General features: G+C 38.8%; 18 protein-coding genes. 11 read left to right on the forward strand and 7 right to left on the reverse strand.

Translation table 11 applies throughout. The features are described 5' to 3' along the window. Positions 1-62: 62 nt before the first annotated feature. Positions 63-2,075 (reverse strand): cation:proton antiporter, encoded by a 2,013-nt coding sequence (locus FC56_RS01990; protein ID WP_082620546.1) that lies wholly within the window; start codon positions 2,073-2,075, stop codon positions 63-65. Positions 2,076-2,315: 240 nt separating this feature from the next. Between FC56_RS01990 and spx the strand changes: the two genes are divergently transcribed. Both spx and FC56_RS02000 read left to right on the forward strand, forming a co-directional pair. After that, positions 2,316-2,711, forward strand: a complete 396-nt coding sequence (gene spx / locus FC56_RS01995) for a transcriptional regulator Spx (RefSeq protein WP_054670769.1) — start codon at positions 2,316-2,318, stop codon at positions 2,709-2,711. 132 nt (positions 2,712-2,843) lie between these two features. Continuing rightward, positions 2,844-3,662, forward strand: coding sequence for a Cof-type HAD-IIB family hydrolase (locus FC56_RS02000; protein WP_225425396.1), 819 nt, complete (start codon positions 2,844-2,846; stop codon positions 3,660-3,662). Between the two features lie 90 nt (positions 3,663-3,752). Here the strand turns inward: FC56_RS02000 and FC56_RS02005 are convergent, their stop codons facing one another. Then, positions 3,753-4,712 carry a nucleoside hydrolase gene (locus FC56_RS02005; RefSeq protein ID WP_056977707.1) on the reverse strand — a complete coding sequence of 320 codons (960 nt, stop codon included), beginning with the start codon at positions 4,710-4,712 and terminating at the stop codon, positions 3,753-3,755. Between the two features lie 136 nt (positions 4,713-4,848). Between FC56_RS02005 and FC56_RS02010 the strand changes: the two genes are divergently transcribed. Both FC56_RS02010 and FC56_RS02015 read left to right on the forward strand, forming a co-directional pair. Next, entirely contained in the window at positions 4,849-5,931 is a 1,083-nt protein-coding gene (locus FC56_RS02010; protein WP_056977709.1) for a PrsW family intramembrane metalloprotease, read from the forward strand. Next, a complete protein-coding gene (locus tag FC56_RS02015) occupies positions 5,924-6,910 on the forward strand; it encodes an NAD(P)/FAD-dependent oxidoreductase (RefSeq protein WP_056977711.1) in 987 nt (328 codons plus the stop codon). Before FC56_RS02010 ends, FC56_RS02015 begins: the two co-directional genes overlap by 8 nt. A 57-nt stretch (positions 6,911-6,967) precedes the next feature. Here FC56_RS02015 and FC56_RS02020 read toward each other — a convergent pair whose 3' ends face one another. Then, positions 6,968-7,726, reverse strand: a complete 759-nt coding sequence (locus tag FC56_RS02020; protein WP_054670774.1) for a potassium channel family protein — start codon at positions 7,724-7,726, stop codon at positions 6,968-6,970. 15 nt (positions 7,727-7,741) lie between these two features. Beyond that, entirely contained in the window at positions 7,742-9,886 is a 2,145-nt protein-coding gene (locus FC56_RS02025) for an LTA synthase family protein (protein WP_056977713.1), read from the reverse strand. Between the two features lie 145 nt (positions 9,887-10,031). Here FC56_RS02025 and FC56_RS02030 point away from each other — a divergent pair, with 145 nt between their 5' ends. Together FC56_RS02030 and FC56_RS02035 are read left to right on the forward strand one after the other, a co-directional pair. After that, the gene (locus FC56_RS02030) at positions 10,032-10,691 is read left to right on the forward strand and encodes a histidine phosphatase family protein (RefSeq protein WP_054670777.1); all 660 of its coding nucleotides are present in this window, start codon (positions 10,032-10,034) and stop codon (positions 10,689-10,691) included. Beyond that, a complete protein-coding gene (locus FC56_RS02035) occupies positions 10,681-11,136 on the forward strand; it encodes a GNAT family N-acetyltransferase (RefSeq protein ID WP_082620547.1) in 456 nt (151 codons plus the stop codon). The genes FC56_RS02030 and FC56_RS02035 overlap by 11 nt, the downstream gene beginning before the upstream one ends. Positions 11,137-11,206: 70 nt before the next feature. Here the strand turns inward: FC56_RS02035 and FC56_RS02040 are convergent, their stop codons facing one another. Together FC56_RS02040 and FC56_RS02045 are read right to left on the reverse strand one after the other, a co-directional pair. After that, entirely contained in the window at positions 11,207-11,686 is a 480-nt protein-coding gene (locus FC56_RS02040) for an NlpC/P60 family protein (protein ID WP_056977715.1), read from the reverse strand. Positions 11,687-11,913: 227 nt separating this feature from the next. Further along, positions 11,914-14,637, reverse strand: a complete 2,724-nt coding sequence (locus FC56_RS02045) for an MMPL family transporter (RefSeq protein ID WP_056977717.1) — start codon at positions 14,635-14,637, stop codon at positions 11,914-11,916. Positions 14,638-14,848: 211 nt separating this feature from the next. Between FC56_RS02045 and FC56_RS02050 the strand changes: the two genes are divergently transcribed. The 4 genes from FC56_RS02050 to trxA are packed head-to-tail and all read left to right on the forward strand — an operon-like array spanning position 14,849 to position 17,557. After that, positions 14,849-15,835: a linear amide C-N hydrolase gene (locus FC56_RS02050; protein WP_056977719.1), complete on the forward strand. Its 987-nt coding sequence runs from the start codon at positions 14,849-14,851 to the stop codon at positions 15,833-15,835. 14 nt (positions 15,836-15,849) lie between these two features. Beyond that, a complete protein-coding gene (locus FC56_RS02055; protein ID WP_147649655.1) occupies positions 15,850-16,470 on the forward strand; it encodes a glycoside hydrolase family 73 protein in 621 nt (206 codons plus the stop codon). Positions 16,471-16,494: 24 nt separating this feature from the next. Continuing rightward, positions 16,495-17,250 carry a TerC family protein gene (locus FC56_RS02060; RefSeq protein ID WP_056977722.1) on the forward strand — a complete coding sequence of 252 codons (756 nt, stop codon included), beginning with the start codon at positions 16,495-16,497 and terminating at the stop codon, positions 17,248-17,250. After that, on the forward strand, positions 17,225-17,557 hold the full coding sequence (gene trxA / locus FC56_RS02065) for a thioredoxin (RefSeq protein WP_056977724.1): 333 nt from the start codon (positions 17,225-17,227) through the stop codon (positions 17,555-17,557). The genes FC56_RS02060 and trxA overlap by 26 nt, the downstream gene beginning before the upstream one ends. On the opposite strand, the gene FC56_RS02070 is transcribed toward trxA, so the two are convergent. Next, positions 17,541-17,930, reverse strand: coding sequence for a hypothetical protein (locus FC56_RS02070; RefSeq protein ID WP_054670781.1), 390 nt, complete (start codon positions 17,928-17,930; stop codon positions 17,541-17,543). The two genes, trxA and FC56_RS02070, sit on opposite strands and share 17 nt — an antisense overlap. Before the next feature lie 72 nt (positions 17,931-18,002). Here FC56_RS02070 and FC56_RS02075 point away from each other — a divergent pair, with 72 nt between their 5' ends. Beyond that, positions 18,003-18,539 (forward strand): GNAT family N-acetyltransferase, encoded by a 537-nt coding sequence (locus tag FC56_RS02075; protein ID WP_225425397.1) that lies wholly within the window; start codon positions 18,003-18,005, stop codon positions 18,537-18,539. The last annotated feature ends 243 nt before the right edge of the window (positions 18,540-18,782 follow it).

An 18,782-nucleotide genomic window follows, 5' to 3' on the forward strand; every position in this document is an offset into this window, starting at 1 on the left:
AGCAACTTGGTAAGTAAAGTAAAACTTTTCAACTAAATTAGAAATAAAAAGGCATAAACTTGCTATTCACCAGCCCCACTAATGTTTTGCATATAAATTAATTGATCAGTAGAAATACTTTGGTTGAGTTGATCAGCTTGTTCTTTAGTAATCTTTTTTTGAGCATATTGATTGGCAACGAAAGAATATTCATCTTGTAATGCGGCAATAAAAAGTTGAATTCGACGATCATTGTCTGCATCCGAGTTACTAATTCGTTCATGCTGAACGTTATAAAAACGGCGAATGAAGGCGACGGCACCTGAATTTTCTTTGGTTTCAGTTTGGGCTAAAAACTTAGAAACACTTTTGAAAGTGGCGTCTTCGGCTAACTTCATCTGATTTTGAAAGTCAGCGATTGTTTTTTTACCTTCCTCGGTCTTAGAATATTCTAAGAAATTTTGCTTGCGTTCGCGAAATTTTTGACGATTTTGGCGACTTTTGCGAGAAAACCGTCTTAATAAGAAGCGAAGATAATTACTAAACCGGCGATCGGTTGACATGGAAGCTCGTTGGGCAATAATGTTGGCGACTTTATTGTTAATCTTTCCTTGGTTACTTAAATCGGTTAGGGTTTGTTGAACTACTTGAACGGTTTGACGCATTAACAGCATAACTTGCTTACGATCCACCTGCTGGCCTTTTTGACTAACTAAGGTATCGATAACGTAGTCTCGATCCCGAGGATTAGCTGAAGTATTATTTTTAAGTCTTTGGATGCTGTAATCAACCATTTGGTTACGATAAGTAGCAATAGAGTTTTGGTCTAATTTGGTAATGGTTGGTAATAAACGCGGTAAAACAATTGTGGGAATTAAGAGACTTAGTAAAATAACCAAGGCTGCTAAGAAAATCAGTTCATTTCTAAACGGAAATAAGTGGCCGCTTAAAGTTAAGGGAATAGAAAGGGCCATTGAAAGGGTAATAGTTCCATGAATTCCACTAACCGCCATGATAAAGGAATCTTTGCTGTTAGGCCGGGATCGAAGGTTGCGGTTATGTTGATTTTGGCTGTGGGGGTAACGAATTTTACCTCCACCCAACATTACCCATACATAACGAATAGCGACCATCACGATGTATAGAAGAATTGCTAGTAAAACCAGCAACCCAATTTGCGTGGAAGAATAGTTAGTCATGTTAGTAATTACAGTGGGTAATGTGACTCCTAATAATACGAACACGAAACCGTTTAAGATGTTAACTAAAATACTCCACGTAGCGTTGCTGACTACTTGTACATTTGTAGAAGTTAAACGCAGACGGTTTCTAGCAATACCAAACACAATCCCAGCGGCCACATCGGCTAAAATTCCCGAACACCCAAAGGCTTCGGCAACTAAGTAGATAGCAAACGGAGTCATAATACTAAAGGGAACAATGACGCTAGTAGTGTCCATAGACTGTTTAATAAACCAGCTCTGTACTTCGGTAAAGAAATAGCCTAGTAGACCTCCAATTACTAACCCGCCAATAAAACTAACTACAAAACTTTTTAGGCCGTTAGTTAATGAAAAATTACCTGTAGAAAACGCCACTAGGGCTAAGTCAAAAATTACGATACCAGAGGCGTCGTTAAAAAGAGATTCATTCTCTAAGGCAGAATTAATGCCCCCTGGCATCTCTAAATCACTGGTAATGGAACCTAGGGCTACTGAATCAGTTGGTGTAATGATGGCTGCCAAAGCAAATGTTAAGGCCAACGGTAGAGTCGGATAAATTAAGTGGGTTAGTAACCCGATTCCGATTGCGGTGACTAAGGCCAATCCAACGGAAAGAGATAAGATCTGACTAACTGAACGTTGGAGGTTTCTAAAGTTGGTGGCTTGGCCATCGCTAAATAGTAATGGTGCGATAATAATTAGCATAAACATTTCTGGATATAAAACGTAATGATGAAATAAGGGCAGAAATGAAAGCAGTAGACCGGCACCAATTTGGTAAAAGGCCAGTGGAACTTTAGGCCATTCGGTATAAATAATGTTGGCGGCCACGGCTGCTACCACCAATAAAGAGACAGAGTAGAATATTTCCATTTAGTTAAACTCCTTATGTACTAACTTTTGTTCTTAATTATAGAAATAAAAATTCAAAAAGACAAATAAGCGCATACTTTCTTCACATTTTATTCGAAAAAAATAATAAAGGTGGTTGACAATTTGATAGTATATGATACGATTATCTCGTAGATCAATTGGATTAGTGTAACATCACAGAACGTTACACTCGGGGAAAATCTAATTACTACATAGTTCGTGATAAGGGGTGGATTTTGTATGTTAAACTTATATGTAGCACCAAGTAGCGCATCGAGTCGAAAGGCACGAGCATGGTTAACGGAACACAATATTGATTTTAAGGAAAGAAATATTAATTCCAAACCACTGAATACCGATGAGGTAAAACAAATTTTACGACTGACTGAAAATGGTAGTGAAGATATTATTTCGACACGTTCTAACATTTTCAAGAAGTTAAATTTGGATATTGATAACTTATCAGTTTCTCAATTAGTTGATTTAATTGTTAAATATCCTGATTTGATGAAACGGCCTATCATTTTTGATGACCGTCGGTTGGAAGTTGGATTTAACGAAGAAGAAATTCGTCGTTTCTTACCTCGTGAGGTTCGAGAAGCCGAACTTAAGACACTGGAAGCTAGAATTAGCTAATCAGGGTCCCCAATAGATAGTAAAACCGCAAACTTTTAAGTTTGCGGTTTTATTTTTGAATGGCAGATCCTAATTTAAGGAGTATACTAAGGGTGGTTTTAATTTGAAGTTTTGAAGGAGAGTTGAGAAGTAATGAATAATGAGATTAAGATGATTGCCCTAGATTTAGATGGGACTTTATTGACCAGCGACAAAAAAATTAGCGATTATACTCAACAAGTATTAAAAAATTTACATAGTGCAGGTATTAAAGTAGTTCTGTGCACAGGGCGGCCTATTAATGCTATTTGGCGGTTTATTAAGCAACTGGATTTAGTGGGTAGCGAAGACTATACAATCACTTTTAACGGAGCATTAGTGGTAGAAAACGACAATAAGGCTGAACTGTTTAAACAGGGCCTAAAGAAGCATGACTTCGATCGGCTGCATCAATTTGCTCAGCGGGTTCATGCTCCTTTGGACTTACTGGATTTTGAACAAGCCTACTCGTTGACTGACTTAAAGCCTTCCAATTATCAAAATCAGTTTAAACCAGGAGTCTTGCATTTTGAAGCTGAAAACTACGCTGACATTAGCGACCAAGATGAATTTCCAAAAGCCGTGATGTGTGATTCTCCTTCATTGCTGGATGAATATTTGGCTCAATTACCTGCTGAAGCTAACAAGCACTATCATATTGTGCGTTCGCAACCAATTATCACTGAATTTTTGGCAATGGACATGGATAAGCAAGTCGGTTTGAGTCATTTATTGAACCATTTTGGTTGGGATTTTAGTAATTTGATGACCTTTGGAGATGCTGAAAATGACATGGGCATGATTAAGGCTGCCGGCACAGGGGTCGTAATGAAAAATGGGCAACCTCAAATGCTAGAAATTGCGGATGTGGTGACGGATTTTGATAATGATCACGATGGGGTGGCTCATTATCTTGAAACAGCCTTTGGTTAAGGTGCTGCTTAAAGCAAAACAACATTAATAATTGATTGGGACATTAACATAAAAAAGGACCTTGGCGTTTGCCAAGGTCCTTTTTTATTCTTAGTGTTCTTCAAACAAGGTGGTCAATAACTTCATGAACGTTGCTAAGTAGGCATCAACATCGGCGTTGACGGCTACCTTAACGTTAGTTTCTGGTTCGTCTAGGCGAGCAGGATCACCAACTGTACGGCCGTAGTATTCTTTATCGGTAGTGACGTACATGTTAAGGTCCAAAGTAGTTACAAATGATGGATCAATTGCTACTCCGACAGCAAATGGATCGTGAAGGGCACAGCCGTGAAGGTCTGGGCTAGTTACTTCGTAAGCTTTGATGTAGTAATCCACGATGTCAGCGAAAGCTTTACCAGAAGCGGTCCCTAGGTCACGCCATTGTTGGGTTTCTTTACGGGTTAAGAGGGTCCGCAAGGTAACGTCTAATCCGACCATCGTTAAGTGAAGGGGACTAGTGAAGACGTTATTAGCAGCGCTAGCATCTTGGTTGATGTTGGCTTCGGTAACTTGAGTAACGTTACCAGGAACGGTTAAGGCCCCGCCCATGATAGTAACGTTGCCGATTTCGGTAGTAATTTCAGGAGCTTTTTCAATGGCTGCAGAAAGATTAGTTAATGGACCGGTTGGTACTAAAATAAGGTCTTTGCCGTATTGCTTAACGGAATCAATTAAGAAGTCGATTGCATCACCAGTTTCCGGCTTGCGTGCGGGCATTGGTAATTCAACTTGCCCGATTCCATTTTCACCGTGGATTTCAGCACTGATTGGCATCCGGTCGAAATGATCAGATTCTGAAGAATGTTGTAAGCCTGTATATACTGGGACGTCGGTAGCTCCTAGTAGTTCCAGAATTTTAAGGGAGTTAATTACCCCGTCTTCAACATATACATTACCGTATGAACCGATAATTCCAATCAAATCAACTTCTGGGTTAGCAACTGCATAAGCAATCGCCATTGCATCATCTATCCCGGTATCCAAATCAAGAATCATTTTCTTTTGAGCCATTTTGTAACCTCCAGTAAATGAAATTATGTGTATTCCTATCATAGCGTAAAAGCGCTTTATTCTCAATTGGTAATTGTGAATGATTGGCATTTATAACGAGAGTCGCTATAATTAAACCATAGTTTAGGAGAGTTCAATGAAAAGTAAATGGTATAATGACGGTTTTCAATTCTTAGATTTTGTCTGGACCGGGGTGCGGCGTAATTATGATAATTTAGACGATACGATCGCTAAGCGTTTAGGTGAAAAAGTGGATGAAACCAATGAACAAGTCGAGATTCACCTCTCGAAAATGTTTTCTAGTGTTTTTAAATGGCATACTAAAGACGAAGCAGACCGAATTTTTATTGCTGGAACGAAAGCTACTACCCCAGGGCTACGTAAGGTTTCAAGTCGACCAGTGAAGCCGTGTTTTTTTACCCGCGTATTTTTAGTGTTGGCATTAAGTTTTACGATGCTGATGTTACTATTATATTTATTCGGAAGCGATAAGGCGATTCCCGGAATGATTTTTATCGGCTCGTTGGCAGTGCCGTTTTCATTATTAATGATGTTTTTTGAAATCAATGTTTACCAAAATGTCTCTTTTTTGCAGGTAATGCAGACATTTCTAGTGGGGGGCATTCTGTCATTACTAGTCACAATGCTGTTTTATCTTTTATTACCGATTCAAACTAACATTAGCATTGAATCTGCCCTATTAGTAGGAGTGGTAGAAGAGCTAGCCAAAACGGTAGTGATTATTTTATTTATCAACGCCTATAAATTAAATTATATTTTTAACGGCGTTTTAATTGGGGCTGCTGTGGGAGCTGGTTTCTCAGTATTTGAAAGTTCTGGTTATGTTAGTGAATATGGCTTAGTAACCATTTATACTAGAAGCTTTCAGGCTATAGGGACCCACACGATTTGGGCTGCCATTATTGGGGGCGCGATTATCCTAGGGAAAGTACGAAAAAAGCCGTTTACGCTGAGGGATTTTGTGACTAAGCCCCGTTTTTTTGTCTTCTTATTAATCGCGATTGGCTTACATACTTTGTGGGATTGGGATATTCCGGGTACTGGATTGGCGACTTCCATTACCGAAGAATTGATTGTAGTTGTCATTGGCTGGTTTTTGATTTTTGTTATGATTGATGCTGGGTTACGAGAAGTTCGTACCTTGCAAGGCCAGTTAATTGTTAAAAAGAAAAAACGAGGAGGCCATAAAGTTGGCTGATTATGAAATTACTATTATTGGTGGCGGTCCCAGTGGGATTTTTGCTGCTTTTTATGCTGGGTTGCGTAATGCCAAAGTGCAATTAATTGAAAGCTTACCCGAATTAGGTGGACAGGTAACTGCTATTTATCCGGAAAAAACAATTTTAGATATTGGTGGGTATCCGCAAATTAAAGGTAGAGATCTAATTGAACAACAAGAAGCTCAACTAGCTGAAATGGATGTGGATGTGAAGTTAGACACTACCGTTACTAACGTCAATAAAACCGAAACGGAATTTAAAATTACCACTAATCACGGCGTAACTACCAGTCAAACTGTGATTGTGGCTACTGGTGTTGGGGCCTTTAATCCTCGGAAACTAGCTGTGGATAATAGTGCTGACTTTGAAGGTAGTCATTTATTTTATAGTGTTCGGGATTTAGAGCATTTTCGTAATCGCGAAGTATTAGTAGCGGGCGGAGGAGATGCTGCAATTGATGAAGCGTTAATGTTGACCGGGGTAGCTAGTCAGGTATATTTACTGCATCGCAGAGATCAGTTCCGAGCGTTAGAAAGCGCGGTAGATCGTCTGCATGCTTCTTCAATTCAATTAATTACACCATATTTAATTAAGAACCTGGAATTGACGAATGAACAGCGAGTAAAGGTTACCGCCAAAAAAATGAGAACTGATGACGAAATGACCGAGTTAGTAGTGGATGACATTGTGGTTAACTACGGCTTTAGCGCGGAAAACAGTATTTTAGATAACTGGGACGTCCATTTAACTAACGAGCGAGGCCAAATTTTGGCTGATCAGGGTGGTAATACCGAGGTCGCTGGTATTTATGCGATTGGCGACGTGGCAACCTTTGCCGATAAGCAAGCACTGATTGCTACCGGGATGGGAGAAGCTCCGCTAGCGGTTAATTCAGCTTTTAAATTTATGGATCCAAATGGCCGCGGACCAATGCATAGTACTTCAATTCATTTATAATTATTTGAGTTAAACGATAAAAAAACGCATAACCTAATTAAATAGGTTATGCGTTTTTTATTTTTGCTTAGTTCTGTTCCGTTTAGTTTTTCGCAGTTCAGTTTCTAATTTGTCCACCTGTCTGCTAAGGCGGGTGACTTGTTTAGTTAGTTGCTCAATAGCTTTGACCGCTTCGTCTTTTTCATCGTTTTTGGTGAAATAGTCGGTGATAGTGGAGGTTAACAAACCAATAAAGCCAATTCCACCAAACATTAGGACGGTAGCAACTACCTTGCCACCTTCTGATTTAGGCGTCACGTCACCATAACCAACGGTAGTGGCGGTCACTACTGACCACCACAGTGATTGGTCTAGTGAGCGGTGTTCAAAGAGTGAAAACAGAAGGGAAGCAGAAATTAAAATCACTAAACTAATAGAAAAAAGGTAGATAAAACCGGTATCGTATAAAAAGTTATGCAACTTTTTACTCCAACCGCCAGACCAACCTAATCGCCAAAAAAGGTGATAAAACTGAATGATGGAAACCACTCTTCCCAAGCGAAAGAACACAAAGATGGGATGAGAAGGAATTAAAGCAATTAAATCAAAGAGGTTTTCAATCAAAAACTTCTTTTTGGAAGTGGCAGACACAAACCTAATGACGTAATCAAACAAGAAGATCAGCCAAATAGCTAGGTAAATTTTATGCCATGGCCCATGATTTAAGCTAATCAATTGTTGGTGACTAGCTAAAACCATCCCAATGGATAATAGGGCTAGGTTAACGATAATTACCTGGTAGGCTAATAAAACACGATTTAACTTGTGCGGTGGCATGGAATTCGCCTTCTTTTAATGAGTAGATTCGTTGTTAGCATCCGGATTAGTAATCTTAATACGGTTAGAATCCGTAGTTTTATGGCTAACTTCGGGAGCGTTAGTGACGTAATCACTTAACGTAGATTTATTACCATTTTCGGAGAAGAGGCTAGTGGATTTATTTCCTAGTTCTTTTTCGATTTTGCGTTCCTTACTTAAACCGTTGGCATAGTTAAAATCACTAGGGTTAATGTTTTTAAATCCTTTAGGGTGATAGAAGCGTAAGAGGTTCTTCTCATTAAGTGAATCAGAAAGGTTAAGCTCGTTATCAACTTTAGCGTCGTTGGCTTTAAACAGTTTCGTTTGAGCTTTAGAAGGATTGACGATTTCTTTACCACTAGCACTGTCGTAAACCGTCCCATCAATTGAGGTGTATTTAGGTGAAACCCAATCTTTGTTCCTAAAGGCCACTAATTGATCGTGTTGTTTAGAGAAGACGTCAGTTCCGAATTGGATATAACGCTTGCTACTGATCCCTAAGAGGTGCATTAGCGTAGGTAAAGCATCGATTTCGCCAGCATATTCATCAAAAATGCGACCGTTAGTTTGGCCAGGAATATTGATAATATAAGGCACTCGTTGCATTGAGGCGTTGTCAAAGTCGTTCCATTTATCTGGATCTTTCCCCAAGGCTTTAGCTAAGCTCTTGTTTTCGGAATTAGAAATGCCATAGTGATCACCGTATAAAACAATCACGGAATTTTTCAGCATTCCCGTTTTCTTCAAATAGCTATAAAATTCTCGAATCGATTGATCTAAATAATGAGCCGTCAAGAAGTAATTATCTACCGCACTGTCTCCAGTATTTGTAGTTTTAAAGTTGGTATCTTCCTTGTCTAAGTCATATGGGAAGTGGTTAGTAACGGTGATGTACTTAGCATAAAATGGTTGCTGCAAGTTTTCAAAATAAGGGACCGAATCACGGAATAATAATTTATCCTTTAAGCCATATCCTAAGGAACGGTCACCGGTGGTGTCATAGTAACTAGCATCAAAGAAGTATTGATACCCCAAGTTCTTATAAACATTATTTCGGTTCCAGAAGCTGGCAATATTGCCATGGAAGACGGCTGAGGAATAACCGGCTCGTTGGTTCAAAATAGCAGGAGCCGCTTGGAAAGTATTATCACTGCCTAGCTGAGCAAATAGGGAACCTTGTGGTAGGCCATAGGTGCTAGTTTCCATCATATTTTCAGCATCTGAAGTTTTACCTTGTCCCACTTGGTGGAAGAAGTTTTTAAATGAGTACGAAGATTGGCTCTTGTACAGCTTATTTAAGAATGGGGTAACTTCTTGCCCATTAATCTTTTGCCCAATTAGGAACTGTTGGAAACTTTCTAGATGTAAAACGATCACGTTCTTACCCTTGGCGATGCCGTAGTATTTGGAATTAGGTTTAGCGTAGTGATTATCAGTAAACTGCTTAACTTTAGCAAGTTCTGACTTGGTAGCGGTAGCGCGGAGATCGTTATTATGTTGTGATTTGAGACCATCATAAACGGTAAAGGCGTCTATTCCCAGGTATTTAACGATGTAGGTTCGGTCAAAAGTTCTAGTTAACAATTGAGGACGATCCATTTCGCCTAAGGTAAGGTTAAAGACGAAAAATAAGATGGAAGCCGAAGTAACAGCTAGTCCCACCCGTTTGTTGAGGGGATGCTTATCGATTTTAATCTTGCGGGCTAGTAGCAGGGAGATGATGATTACTAAATCTAGCCAGTAAAGAACATCATGGATATTGGTGAGGGCTAAAGAACTACCACTGAGTCCTTGATTAACCTTGGAATATCCCGTCATGGTACTAACCGTCATAAAATCGGTAAATTCCCGGAAGTAAATGACATTTAAATATAGTAAGACAGTATTGGCAATATCAATAATAATTGCAATTGGGTAGAAATATCGCGCCTTTTTGAAGTATAGGGCGATTCCTAGTAGCAAAACGGTAGTTGCTAAGGGATTGATTAAAACAATTAAGAATTGAAACGGATTGCTAATTCCTAACCGAAAATCAACGATATAGGCCAACATGGTTTTTAACCAAAAACAAGCAGTCAACAGGCCAATAAAGCCGATACGCGTACTGCTACGTTTTAAAATATTATTTAAGTATTTCACGGATATACTCCTTAAAAATTTAGCTGCTTCCATCTTATCAGAAGCTGACAATTTCTGTAGAAAAAAATAGAAACTTAACCTAATATTGCTAAATTCAACTGGATTTTAGTTATACTATAGTTATCTAAGAAGGGAAGTGGGATTAATGGCAGATTTTACACTGTATATGGTCCGACACGGACAAACCTATTTCAATATTTATAACAAATTACAGGGGTGGAGTAATTCACCATTAACTGACAAGGGAATTCAAAATGCTGTGGATACTGGCAATAAGCTGGCTAATATCAAATTTACAGCTGCTTATTGTTCCGATACCACCCGGGCAATGGATACGGCTAATATGATTTTAGCTAAAAATACCGTTTCTGATTTGGATACACCCGTAGTTTCCAAGTTTTTCCGGGAGGAATTTTACGGTTACTTTGAAGGAACGGACATGGATCAAGCTTGGTATTTAGCTGGGGCGCCACACGGAATGCCTACTTTTCGGTCAATTGTGGAACAAGAGTCTATTGGTAAGGCCAAGGATCTATTAAAAGCTGCAGATCCATTTCATGATGCGGAAGACAATGCCGAGTATTGGCAACGGTTAGATCAAGGATTAGCCTTAATTAAAGATAATTCAGAAATTCATGACGGCGATAACGTCTTATTGGTTAGTCATGGTAACACTTTATTGAGCTTAGTGGAATGCTTTGGTAACGGGCAATTTGACGTTACAGAGCGGCCAGCTAACGGTAGTATCACTAAGCTTCATTTCCATGATGATCAAATTGAGGTGACTGCGTTTAATGTCCAATAAATTACAGATCAAATCTGGTAAATCGGATCCTCAAATTATCTCTGCGGCTCATCAAATTCGAGATGCGGTCTTCATTGATGAACAGGGGATTGATCCGACGTTAGAATATGATGGTAGCGATGCAGGTGCCATCCACTATGTGGGCTTTGTAGATGCCATTCCGGTAGTTACAGCACGTGCAACAGTCACAGATCAAGGAGTTCATATACAGCGAGTGGCTACAGTTCAAGCGGCTAGAAAACGGGGGTATGCCAAACAGTTACTAAATCAATTAATGGCTGATCTTAAACCGGTAGTAGCTACGTTGTCTAAACCTCAATTTTATTTAGGGGCTCAGTTAACTGCACTACCATTTTATGAACGCCTAGGATTTCGAGCAGTTGGTCCGGTATTTATGGAAGCTGGAATTCAGCATCAATTGTTAAAATTGAATTTAGAGCAATAAAAAAAACATCCAGCTGGATGTTTTTTATTTTTTATGTCGTTTGGGCTAACTTCAAAAGGAAAGTTATTGTTTACTTCAAATTAGTAACACGAGCTGATCCGTAGTAATCCCACCAAGGAGCAATAACTTTTTCTTTAACTACACCGTTATTTTGAGCATCGATCATTTGACCGTGACCAACATAAATCCCAACGTGGTAGATTGAGTAAGCACTGTAGCCGAAGAATACTAAGTCACCCTTCTTCATTTTCTTGTAAGAAACTTTCTTAGCAGCTTGGTATTGAGCAGCAGCAGTTCGTGGAATAGTTACATTAGCAGCCTTTTTGTAAAGGTAACTGGTAAAACCTGAGCAATCAAATGCTGAAGGGCCGGTAGCACCGTAAACGTATGGCTTGCCAAGGTTTTTCTTAGCTAATTTGTAGATTGATGAGTATGTAGGAGCATTATCGCTAGTGGTAGCGGCTTGACTGTTGTCAGCAACCATAAAACCACCGGCTAATAAACTAAAGAATGCAACTAAACTAAGTAAAATATTTTTATGTAATTTCATTTTTAAAACTAACCCCCGTTTATTTATGCTCTTACTTTAACAAGAGAATATTGCAAACGTGTAACAAAAAAGTATCAAAGTAATTAAATACTTTCTTAAGAATTAACGAAAAATCTTAAACTTTACGGCTGCCAAGGCTTGAGAGCTATAATTACAATTGTAAAAAAGAGAACTAACCCCAATTTGGGAGTTAGTTCTCTTTTGTAGTATTGAATAAATGTTAAAAATTACTCGTCATCTGTGTGTTTCTTCAATAGTTTCGTTTTATCGGGAACCGTGACTGCCATTTTACCAAGTGAAGAAACGATCATTGGTAAAATTAAGTAGTAAATAATGAAGGTGAAGCCGGAAATCATAGCGGTTTCGATCATTACCATTGAGGAACCGTAAGTTAAAGCTAAAGAAATCAAAATGACTACTAATAAAATATACCGTAATACCTGTCCATAACTAGCCATGCTTGGACGGATCCAGTCTAATGAGTTCAAACGAGTATATCTCATTGAGAGGCCTAATGAAATGATTTGCCAAGCGCCGACTGCGGTGATTACCACCATCGCTAAAATTGGTACTTGCCAATCAAACGCTGAAACATTAGCAACATAATCCAGTGCTAGGTAAGTTAATTGAGTCCCGGTAATTACTGACATAATTAGAGCAATTAGCCAATAGAATGGTTGCAAAATGGCTCGACTAAGAATAAAGGCCGCTAAAGCAATGGCTACAATCATAATAGTAGCCATAATTAGGAAGCCGCGTTGCAAGTGAGATTGTTCTAGGGCTTGATAAACTGGTTCGCCGGTTACTGCTACATCGGCATTTTTTAAGGTAGTTCCTTGCAACTGAGTCTTAATCTGTTCTTGTAACAACTTAACCTGTTTAGGTGTGTCAGAACTGTTAGGCGCATTGTTAAAGATTACTTGCAGGGCAGTGATCTTTTGGTTTTGACTAGTGTAATTATACATAGTTTGCAAGAAATCGGTATCTTCTAATTGAGCATTAGTAATGTAATAAACATCAGAAGCAGTTGATTTCTGTAGCGCTGCTAAGTAGTCGTAAACATTATTTAAGCCTCGTTGGACGTTTTTGACTTGCAATTGCAAAGATTTCAAATCACTTTTAACTTTTTGCAGTGCTTCGTTGTACGTTTGCATATTGTTATAGATGGTTTGAGAATACATTTGCATATTGTTAGCCTGGTTAATTAAGGCATCCATATCAGTTGAAGTGGTGTCTAGTTGGGAGTTCAATTTGTCCAACTTTTGTTCGTATTTTTTAACCTTAGAATTAGCACTACTTTGTTGATTAACGCTAGCGTTATTAGACGCATCGCTGACTTGTTTTTGAATATCGGTGCTCTTGGAGTTAATCTTGTCACTTTTATTCGTTAACGTTTTAAGGTAATTAACTTGTTTTTTTAGTTGTTCAATATTAATATTCCGACGATTAGACGCAATTCCCGTGGAAACTCGAGTCAATTTACTAATTGCTGATTTAACGTCCGATTGAATATCGCCTAACTGGTTAGTAACGTAATACTTACTAATTGGCATTCCGCTTGGTTGGGTAACTGAATATACTGAGTTAACCCCCTTCATACTTTGAAGCTTTGTAGTTAAAGCATCAATTTGTTGAAGGTATTTTTCTTTATTAAGGGCTTTGTCATTTTCCAAGTAGATAGTTACCGGGGTGGCCTTTCCCTCTGCGAAGTGGGTTTGTAACACTTCAGCTCCTTGAACCGCTTGATCGTTAGCTGTCAAAGTAGACAACTGTGTGTAACTAAGGCTGGGGCGGAAATTATAGATAAATGGGAAAGTTAAGTAGATGGCCATTAGCAAGCCGGCAAGGGGTTGCCATAGTGAAAAACTAACTATGCGATTCCAAACTCCAGGTTGCCGGTGCTTTTCTGGTTTGACGTTGGGCCAAAAGACGCTTTCGCCTAATGCCGAAGTAAAGATCGGATTAATTGTCAAAACGGCCAGCATTAAAATTAAGAATGAAATTCCAACTGCGTACAAGGAACTAATGGGGCTGAAATTAACTAGGATTAAAATCCCAAAAGCGGCCGCTAATAATAAACCAGTCATGGTGATTGGAAAACGGCTAGCCTTGATGGTTTGGCGAGTGGCCGCGGCACTTTCATTTTGAAGGATTAAGGTGTTTTTAATTCTTCTAAATAAGTAAATATTCCAGATTAGCCCCATAATAATAGTGGCAATGGCAATTTCTAACGGTGTATAAACTGAAAATGGGGCGTTTAATCTAGTTGTTAGGTTAGTTACTATTCCCAAAGAAACGACATAGCTACTGAATAACGTAATTAATGATACAAAAGCAGCTAAAATCGAACGGAAGTAAATACCAACTACTAGTACTGCCACGATGAATAAAGCAATGGTGATTAAGTCATTAATGGCGGCAACTTTTTGAGATTGAGTATTGCGCACAATTTCTGGACTAGTAACGTAAGATTTTAGGCCGTTTACCTTAGCTTGATTAACTAGTTGATTAGTTAAAATAGTTAAGTTATTACTTTGAGGATCGATATCTAATTCAACTAATTCAGTAGATTTATCCTCAGAAACCAATTGGCCTTTACCAGCTAGGTCAGTTTTAGTAGTAGTGATTTTTTTAACGCTATAGTATGATTTGTTTTTCTGGAGCTTTTGAATGGTTTCATCAATTTGAGCTTGTTGCTTAGCTTTAATGGCCCCGTTAGGATTGTTATAGACGATCGTCACACCAGTGGTATTATTGAGCTGATAGCCCCATCTATTTTTAATCGCCTCTGCCTTAGCTGGTTGAGACTTGGATCCGTATGTTATGTTACTGGCGTTTTCTGTTAAAGTGTTAATGTTAGGTGTTTGAATAATGGCGACAAATACTAAGATTAACCAAAATATTAGTGAAAAAATTCGATTCTTATGTAATTTATGGATAGCCTCTTTCATGGCAAAACTTCTCCCCGCTGTTGTTTTCCGTAATACTAAGTATTTTTATTTTATAATTTAGTACAATTGATTTGCTCAAATTTAGACAAATTTTCTAAAGCTTAAAAATATTTTAAAGAAACCTAACGATATTTTAGTTGCAATATAGTTATTAACTACTATATCATATCATTTTCAATGAAGAATTAGCGATAAAATTTGGAGGGAAAGTATGTGTACCAGTATCTTTCAGATCAGCACTGATCCCAATCAACCTGCTCACGTGTTAGCGCGTACAATGGATTGGCCCACTTTAGGAGCCGGACCGGTATTTTGCCCGCGGAATTTTGAATGGCAAAGTGTCTACGATCACCAGCAATATCAAACTAAGTATGCTCTAATTGGTAGCGGTGGTTATCATGATCACGAACTCGACGTTTCCGACGGAGTAAATGAGCATGGTCTTGCCGTGCAAAAACTTACATTTACTAATGGCACTCAATTAGTTGACGAACCGACTCCGGGAAAAATTCATCTGGCGCCTTATGAATTATCGTTTTATTTGTTGGCTAATTTTAAGTCGGTTCAAGATATTAGCGACCATTTGGCTGAAATTGAATTGATGACTGACCATTACAGTTACCAAAAGTACGGTAAAGTGGAATTACACTTTGCTGCTGCAGATCCTACTGGACGAGTGGTGGTGATAGAACCAGACCAACATCCCATTAAAATTATTGAGAATCCATTGGGAGTGTTAACTAATAGTAATCATTTTGGACGCCAAATTGATAAGTTACGGCAGTACGTAGAATTTACACCAGAATTTGATGCTGGTACGGTACCCCTCAACACTCCGCGGGTGACGACCGGTAACGTTTCTGGAAAATCAATTCCACCGGGATCCTACACCCCCAATTCTCGGTTTGTCCGGGCGGCTTATTATAAAGAACGAATTAATTTGGCAACGGACGAAAACACCGCTGTGGATAACGCTTGGCATCTCTTAGATTCGGTTAACGTCCCACAAAATACCGAACACCAGGCAACCTATTCTGTTTATAGAGCGGCAGTAGATTGTGATAGTCTTAGTTACTATTACCAACCTTATCACGCCAAACAAGTAGTTAAGATTCGACTAACTAACGAACTAATTAGGTTAAATCAACTTCGTTTCTTCCCGGTAAATGATAAAATAACTTTCAAAGAAATTAATTAAGGAGTTTAACTTATTTGAATAAAAAAATTGGGGCCATTATGACCGGTTTGGTACTGATTGTAATTGTGGTGAGCGGGGCTTTTTATGTTCGTAGTAATCGAATCGCTAATTCGCAAAGTCATTACGTCAGTGAAAGTAGCACGACCGTAGTGGATAAAACTAAGCGTGAACACGATAGTTTTATTAGTCAAGTTGCTCATCCAGCAATCAAATTATATGAAAAGAACCAACAAGTGTTACCTAGTATTGTGGTGGCTCAGGCGGTTTTAGAGTCGAGCTGGGGGAATTCAGATTTATACCGCAATGCTAACAATCCATTTGGAATTAAGGGTAGCTACCAAGGCCAGTCAATTCGTTATGATACAGCAGAGGTAATTTCTGGTAAGCGAATTACGGTGAAAGCAGCATTTCGAAAATATCCTAGTTTATTGGCCGCTATTAATGATCATAACCGTTTACTAGCTCAACAGTTTATTAATCAGAGTAACGTGTTATCATACCGTAAAGTTGCCAAATTATTGCAACAAAATGGGTACGCAACCGATCCAAATTACGCGAAGAAATTGATCCAAATTATTCGTAAGTACAACTTGAGTAAATATGATTTAGCCGCTATTAACGGCAATAGTAATTAATTTAGGATGAGAGGAACCTAATGTATGAACTGGCTTATTAATTTGTACGCACCGTTTTTTGATTTACACAATTGGGAAACGGTGATTTCATCTGGACAAGATTGGTTAATAATTTTGTCTCTGGTGTTGATTGAATGTTTGTTATCTGTAGATAACGCGGTGGTATTGGCTGCACAAACGCAGGCTTTACCCACTAAAAAGCAACAAGAAGAATCCCTTTTTTACGGATTATGGGGGGCCTATATTTTCCGATTCTTAATTATTGGGATTGGGACTTATCTGATTCATTTTTGGGAAATTAAGGTAATTGGTGGTGGATATTTACTTTATCTGGTTTACTCATTCTTTCGCAAAACTAAGAAAACCCACACTCGTAAACTCAAAAAGGGAAGTCGCATTTCTTTATTTTGGTCGGTAGTGCTGCAAATTGAATTTATGGATATCGTATTTTCGATTGATTCCGTGTTAGCTTCATTGGCAATCTCATCTAATCCAGTCATTGTCCTGATCGGGGGGATGATTGGAATTTTAGCGATGCGAGGAGTTGCCGAAGTTATTATGAAATTAATGGCCAAAATTCCTGAATTACAACCAATGGCCTATGTTTTAATTGCGTTTATTGCTGTAAAATTGATCCTATCTATTCCGGCAATCGATATTGAAATCCCATCAACGGTTTTTGGAATTATCGTGGTAGCAGCAGTAATTGGCACAATTATTTTTCACTATGTTAAGGAAGGACGAACAACCAAAAATGGCAGTGACGATCACAAAGGATAATTTAACGACTGAAGTGACTAACAAAATGACGGTAATTGATTTTTGGGCGCCGTGGTGCGGCCCTTGTAAAATCATGGATCCAGTTCTAGAACAATTAGAAGCTGAAATGGGTGACCAAATCCATTTCGCTAAGCTCAACGTGGATGACAACCAAGAATTGGCTGAACAGTACCACGTTTTGAGTATTCCGTCTTTAGTAGTGTTTGAAAATGGAGTTGCAAAAGAAAAGGTAACCGGAATTTTTCCTAAGGACAAGCTTAAGACGTACCTCAATAAAAAACTAGCTGAAGCTAGTCAAACGGCTTAATGCCTTTAGTTTGAGCTAACTGAGCTAGTTGATGATCCAAAATATTTAAGTTTTGCAGGGAAAAGTTAAACACGGGACTAAGCCAATGTCGTTTTTGAGGATCTGGGACTTCTTGTCGGCCTGATAATTCTGGCAGCATGGTTACTAAATCGGCTTTGGTAAGATCTAGTTGTTTTGCGTAGTACATGGTCCGTTCAAAAACCAAGTTTTTAAAGCCTAAGTAATAGGCGATGCCTAACGCTGCAATGAGCCAAAATGCGGTCCAGGGCCAGCTGATCTTGGCCGGATCCAAAAAGCCAAATCCGAGACCACAGCCGACAAATAATACGTAGGCTAGAATACTTAGTAAAATCCATTTAGTTTTAGGTTTCATACAAGGCTCCTTTAGAATTACAGATGTTAGTAAATATTAAACCACAAATTTAGAGAATAAAGAGATGTTATCGTGAAATTTTCAATTCGGACAATTGTACCAACTGATTTTGAAGTTGTTAATAACTTAGTTACTGCTAGTTACCCTAAAGGGGCTTCTAGAGCGGCAATGATCGAGCGTTTGCGCCAATGGGATAATTATAACCCTCAGTTTGAAGTTGTGGCTCAATCCTCTGATAATGGACAAGTAATTGGTCATAGCCTAATGATTCCGGTTCAAGTCAGCGGCATGGGAAATGATTATCAAATCGTGTCGGTGATTAGCATTATTGTTGATCCAGCTTACCAACACCATGCGGTAGGACAGGGCATTTTGCATGAATTAGAAAGTCGGGCCCAATTGGCAGGCTATCCTGCTGTGAGTGCTATTGACAGTGGTGATTTCTTCTTTAATTCTGGCTATGTCGCTGGGGAAAACTTTAACCTGTTATCCACAATGCCAGTGGATATTTACAGTAATTTGGTTAAACAATTGCGTGATGGAAGTTTATATAATAAGGGCGGTAAAATATATTACCCAGACGAATATTTTGGTATTGACCATAGTTAAACTTGACGTCCATCTGGTCAACTGTTAACATGTTAACCATTCAAATTAAAAAACGATGATGCTATATCAAGTAGCTGATTATCTGGGTGTCAGAAAGCCGGTGGGTGCTGCGAATCGGTCAGGATAATTGAAGCCAAATACTGTAGCTAGTGTCTTTATGACCGGAAAATAACTAGAACCGTTACTATCTAGTGAGAAAGACGCCCGTAGTGGGTGGTCTTTGAAATTGGGTGGTACCACGGT

The sequence above is a fragment of the Lentilactobacillus senioris DSM 24302 = JCM 17472 genome, assembly GCF_001436555.1.
Taxonomy (GTDB): Bacteria; Bacillota; Bacilli; order Lactobacillales; family Lactobacillaceae; genus Lentilactobacillus; species Lentilactobacillus senioris.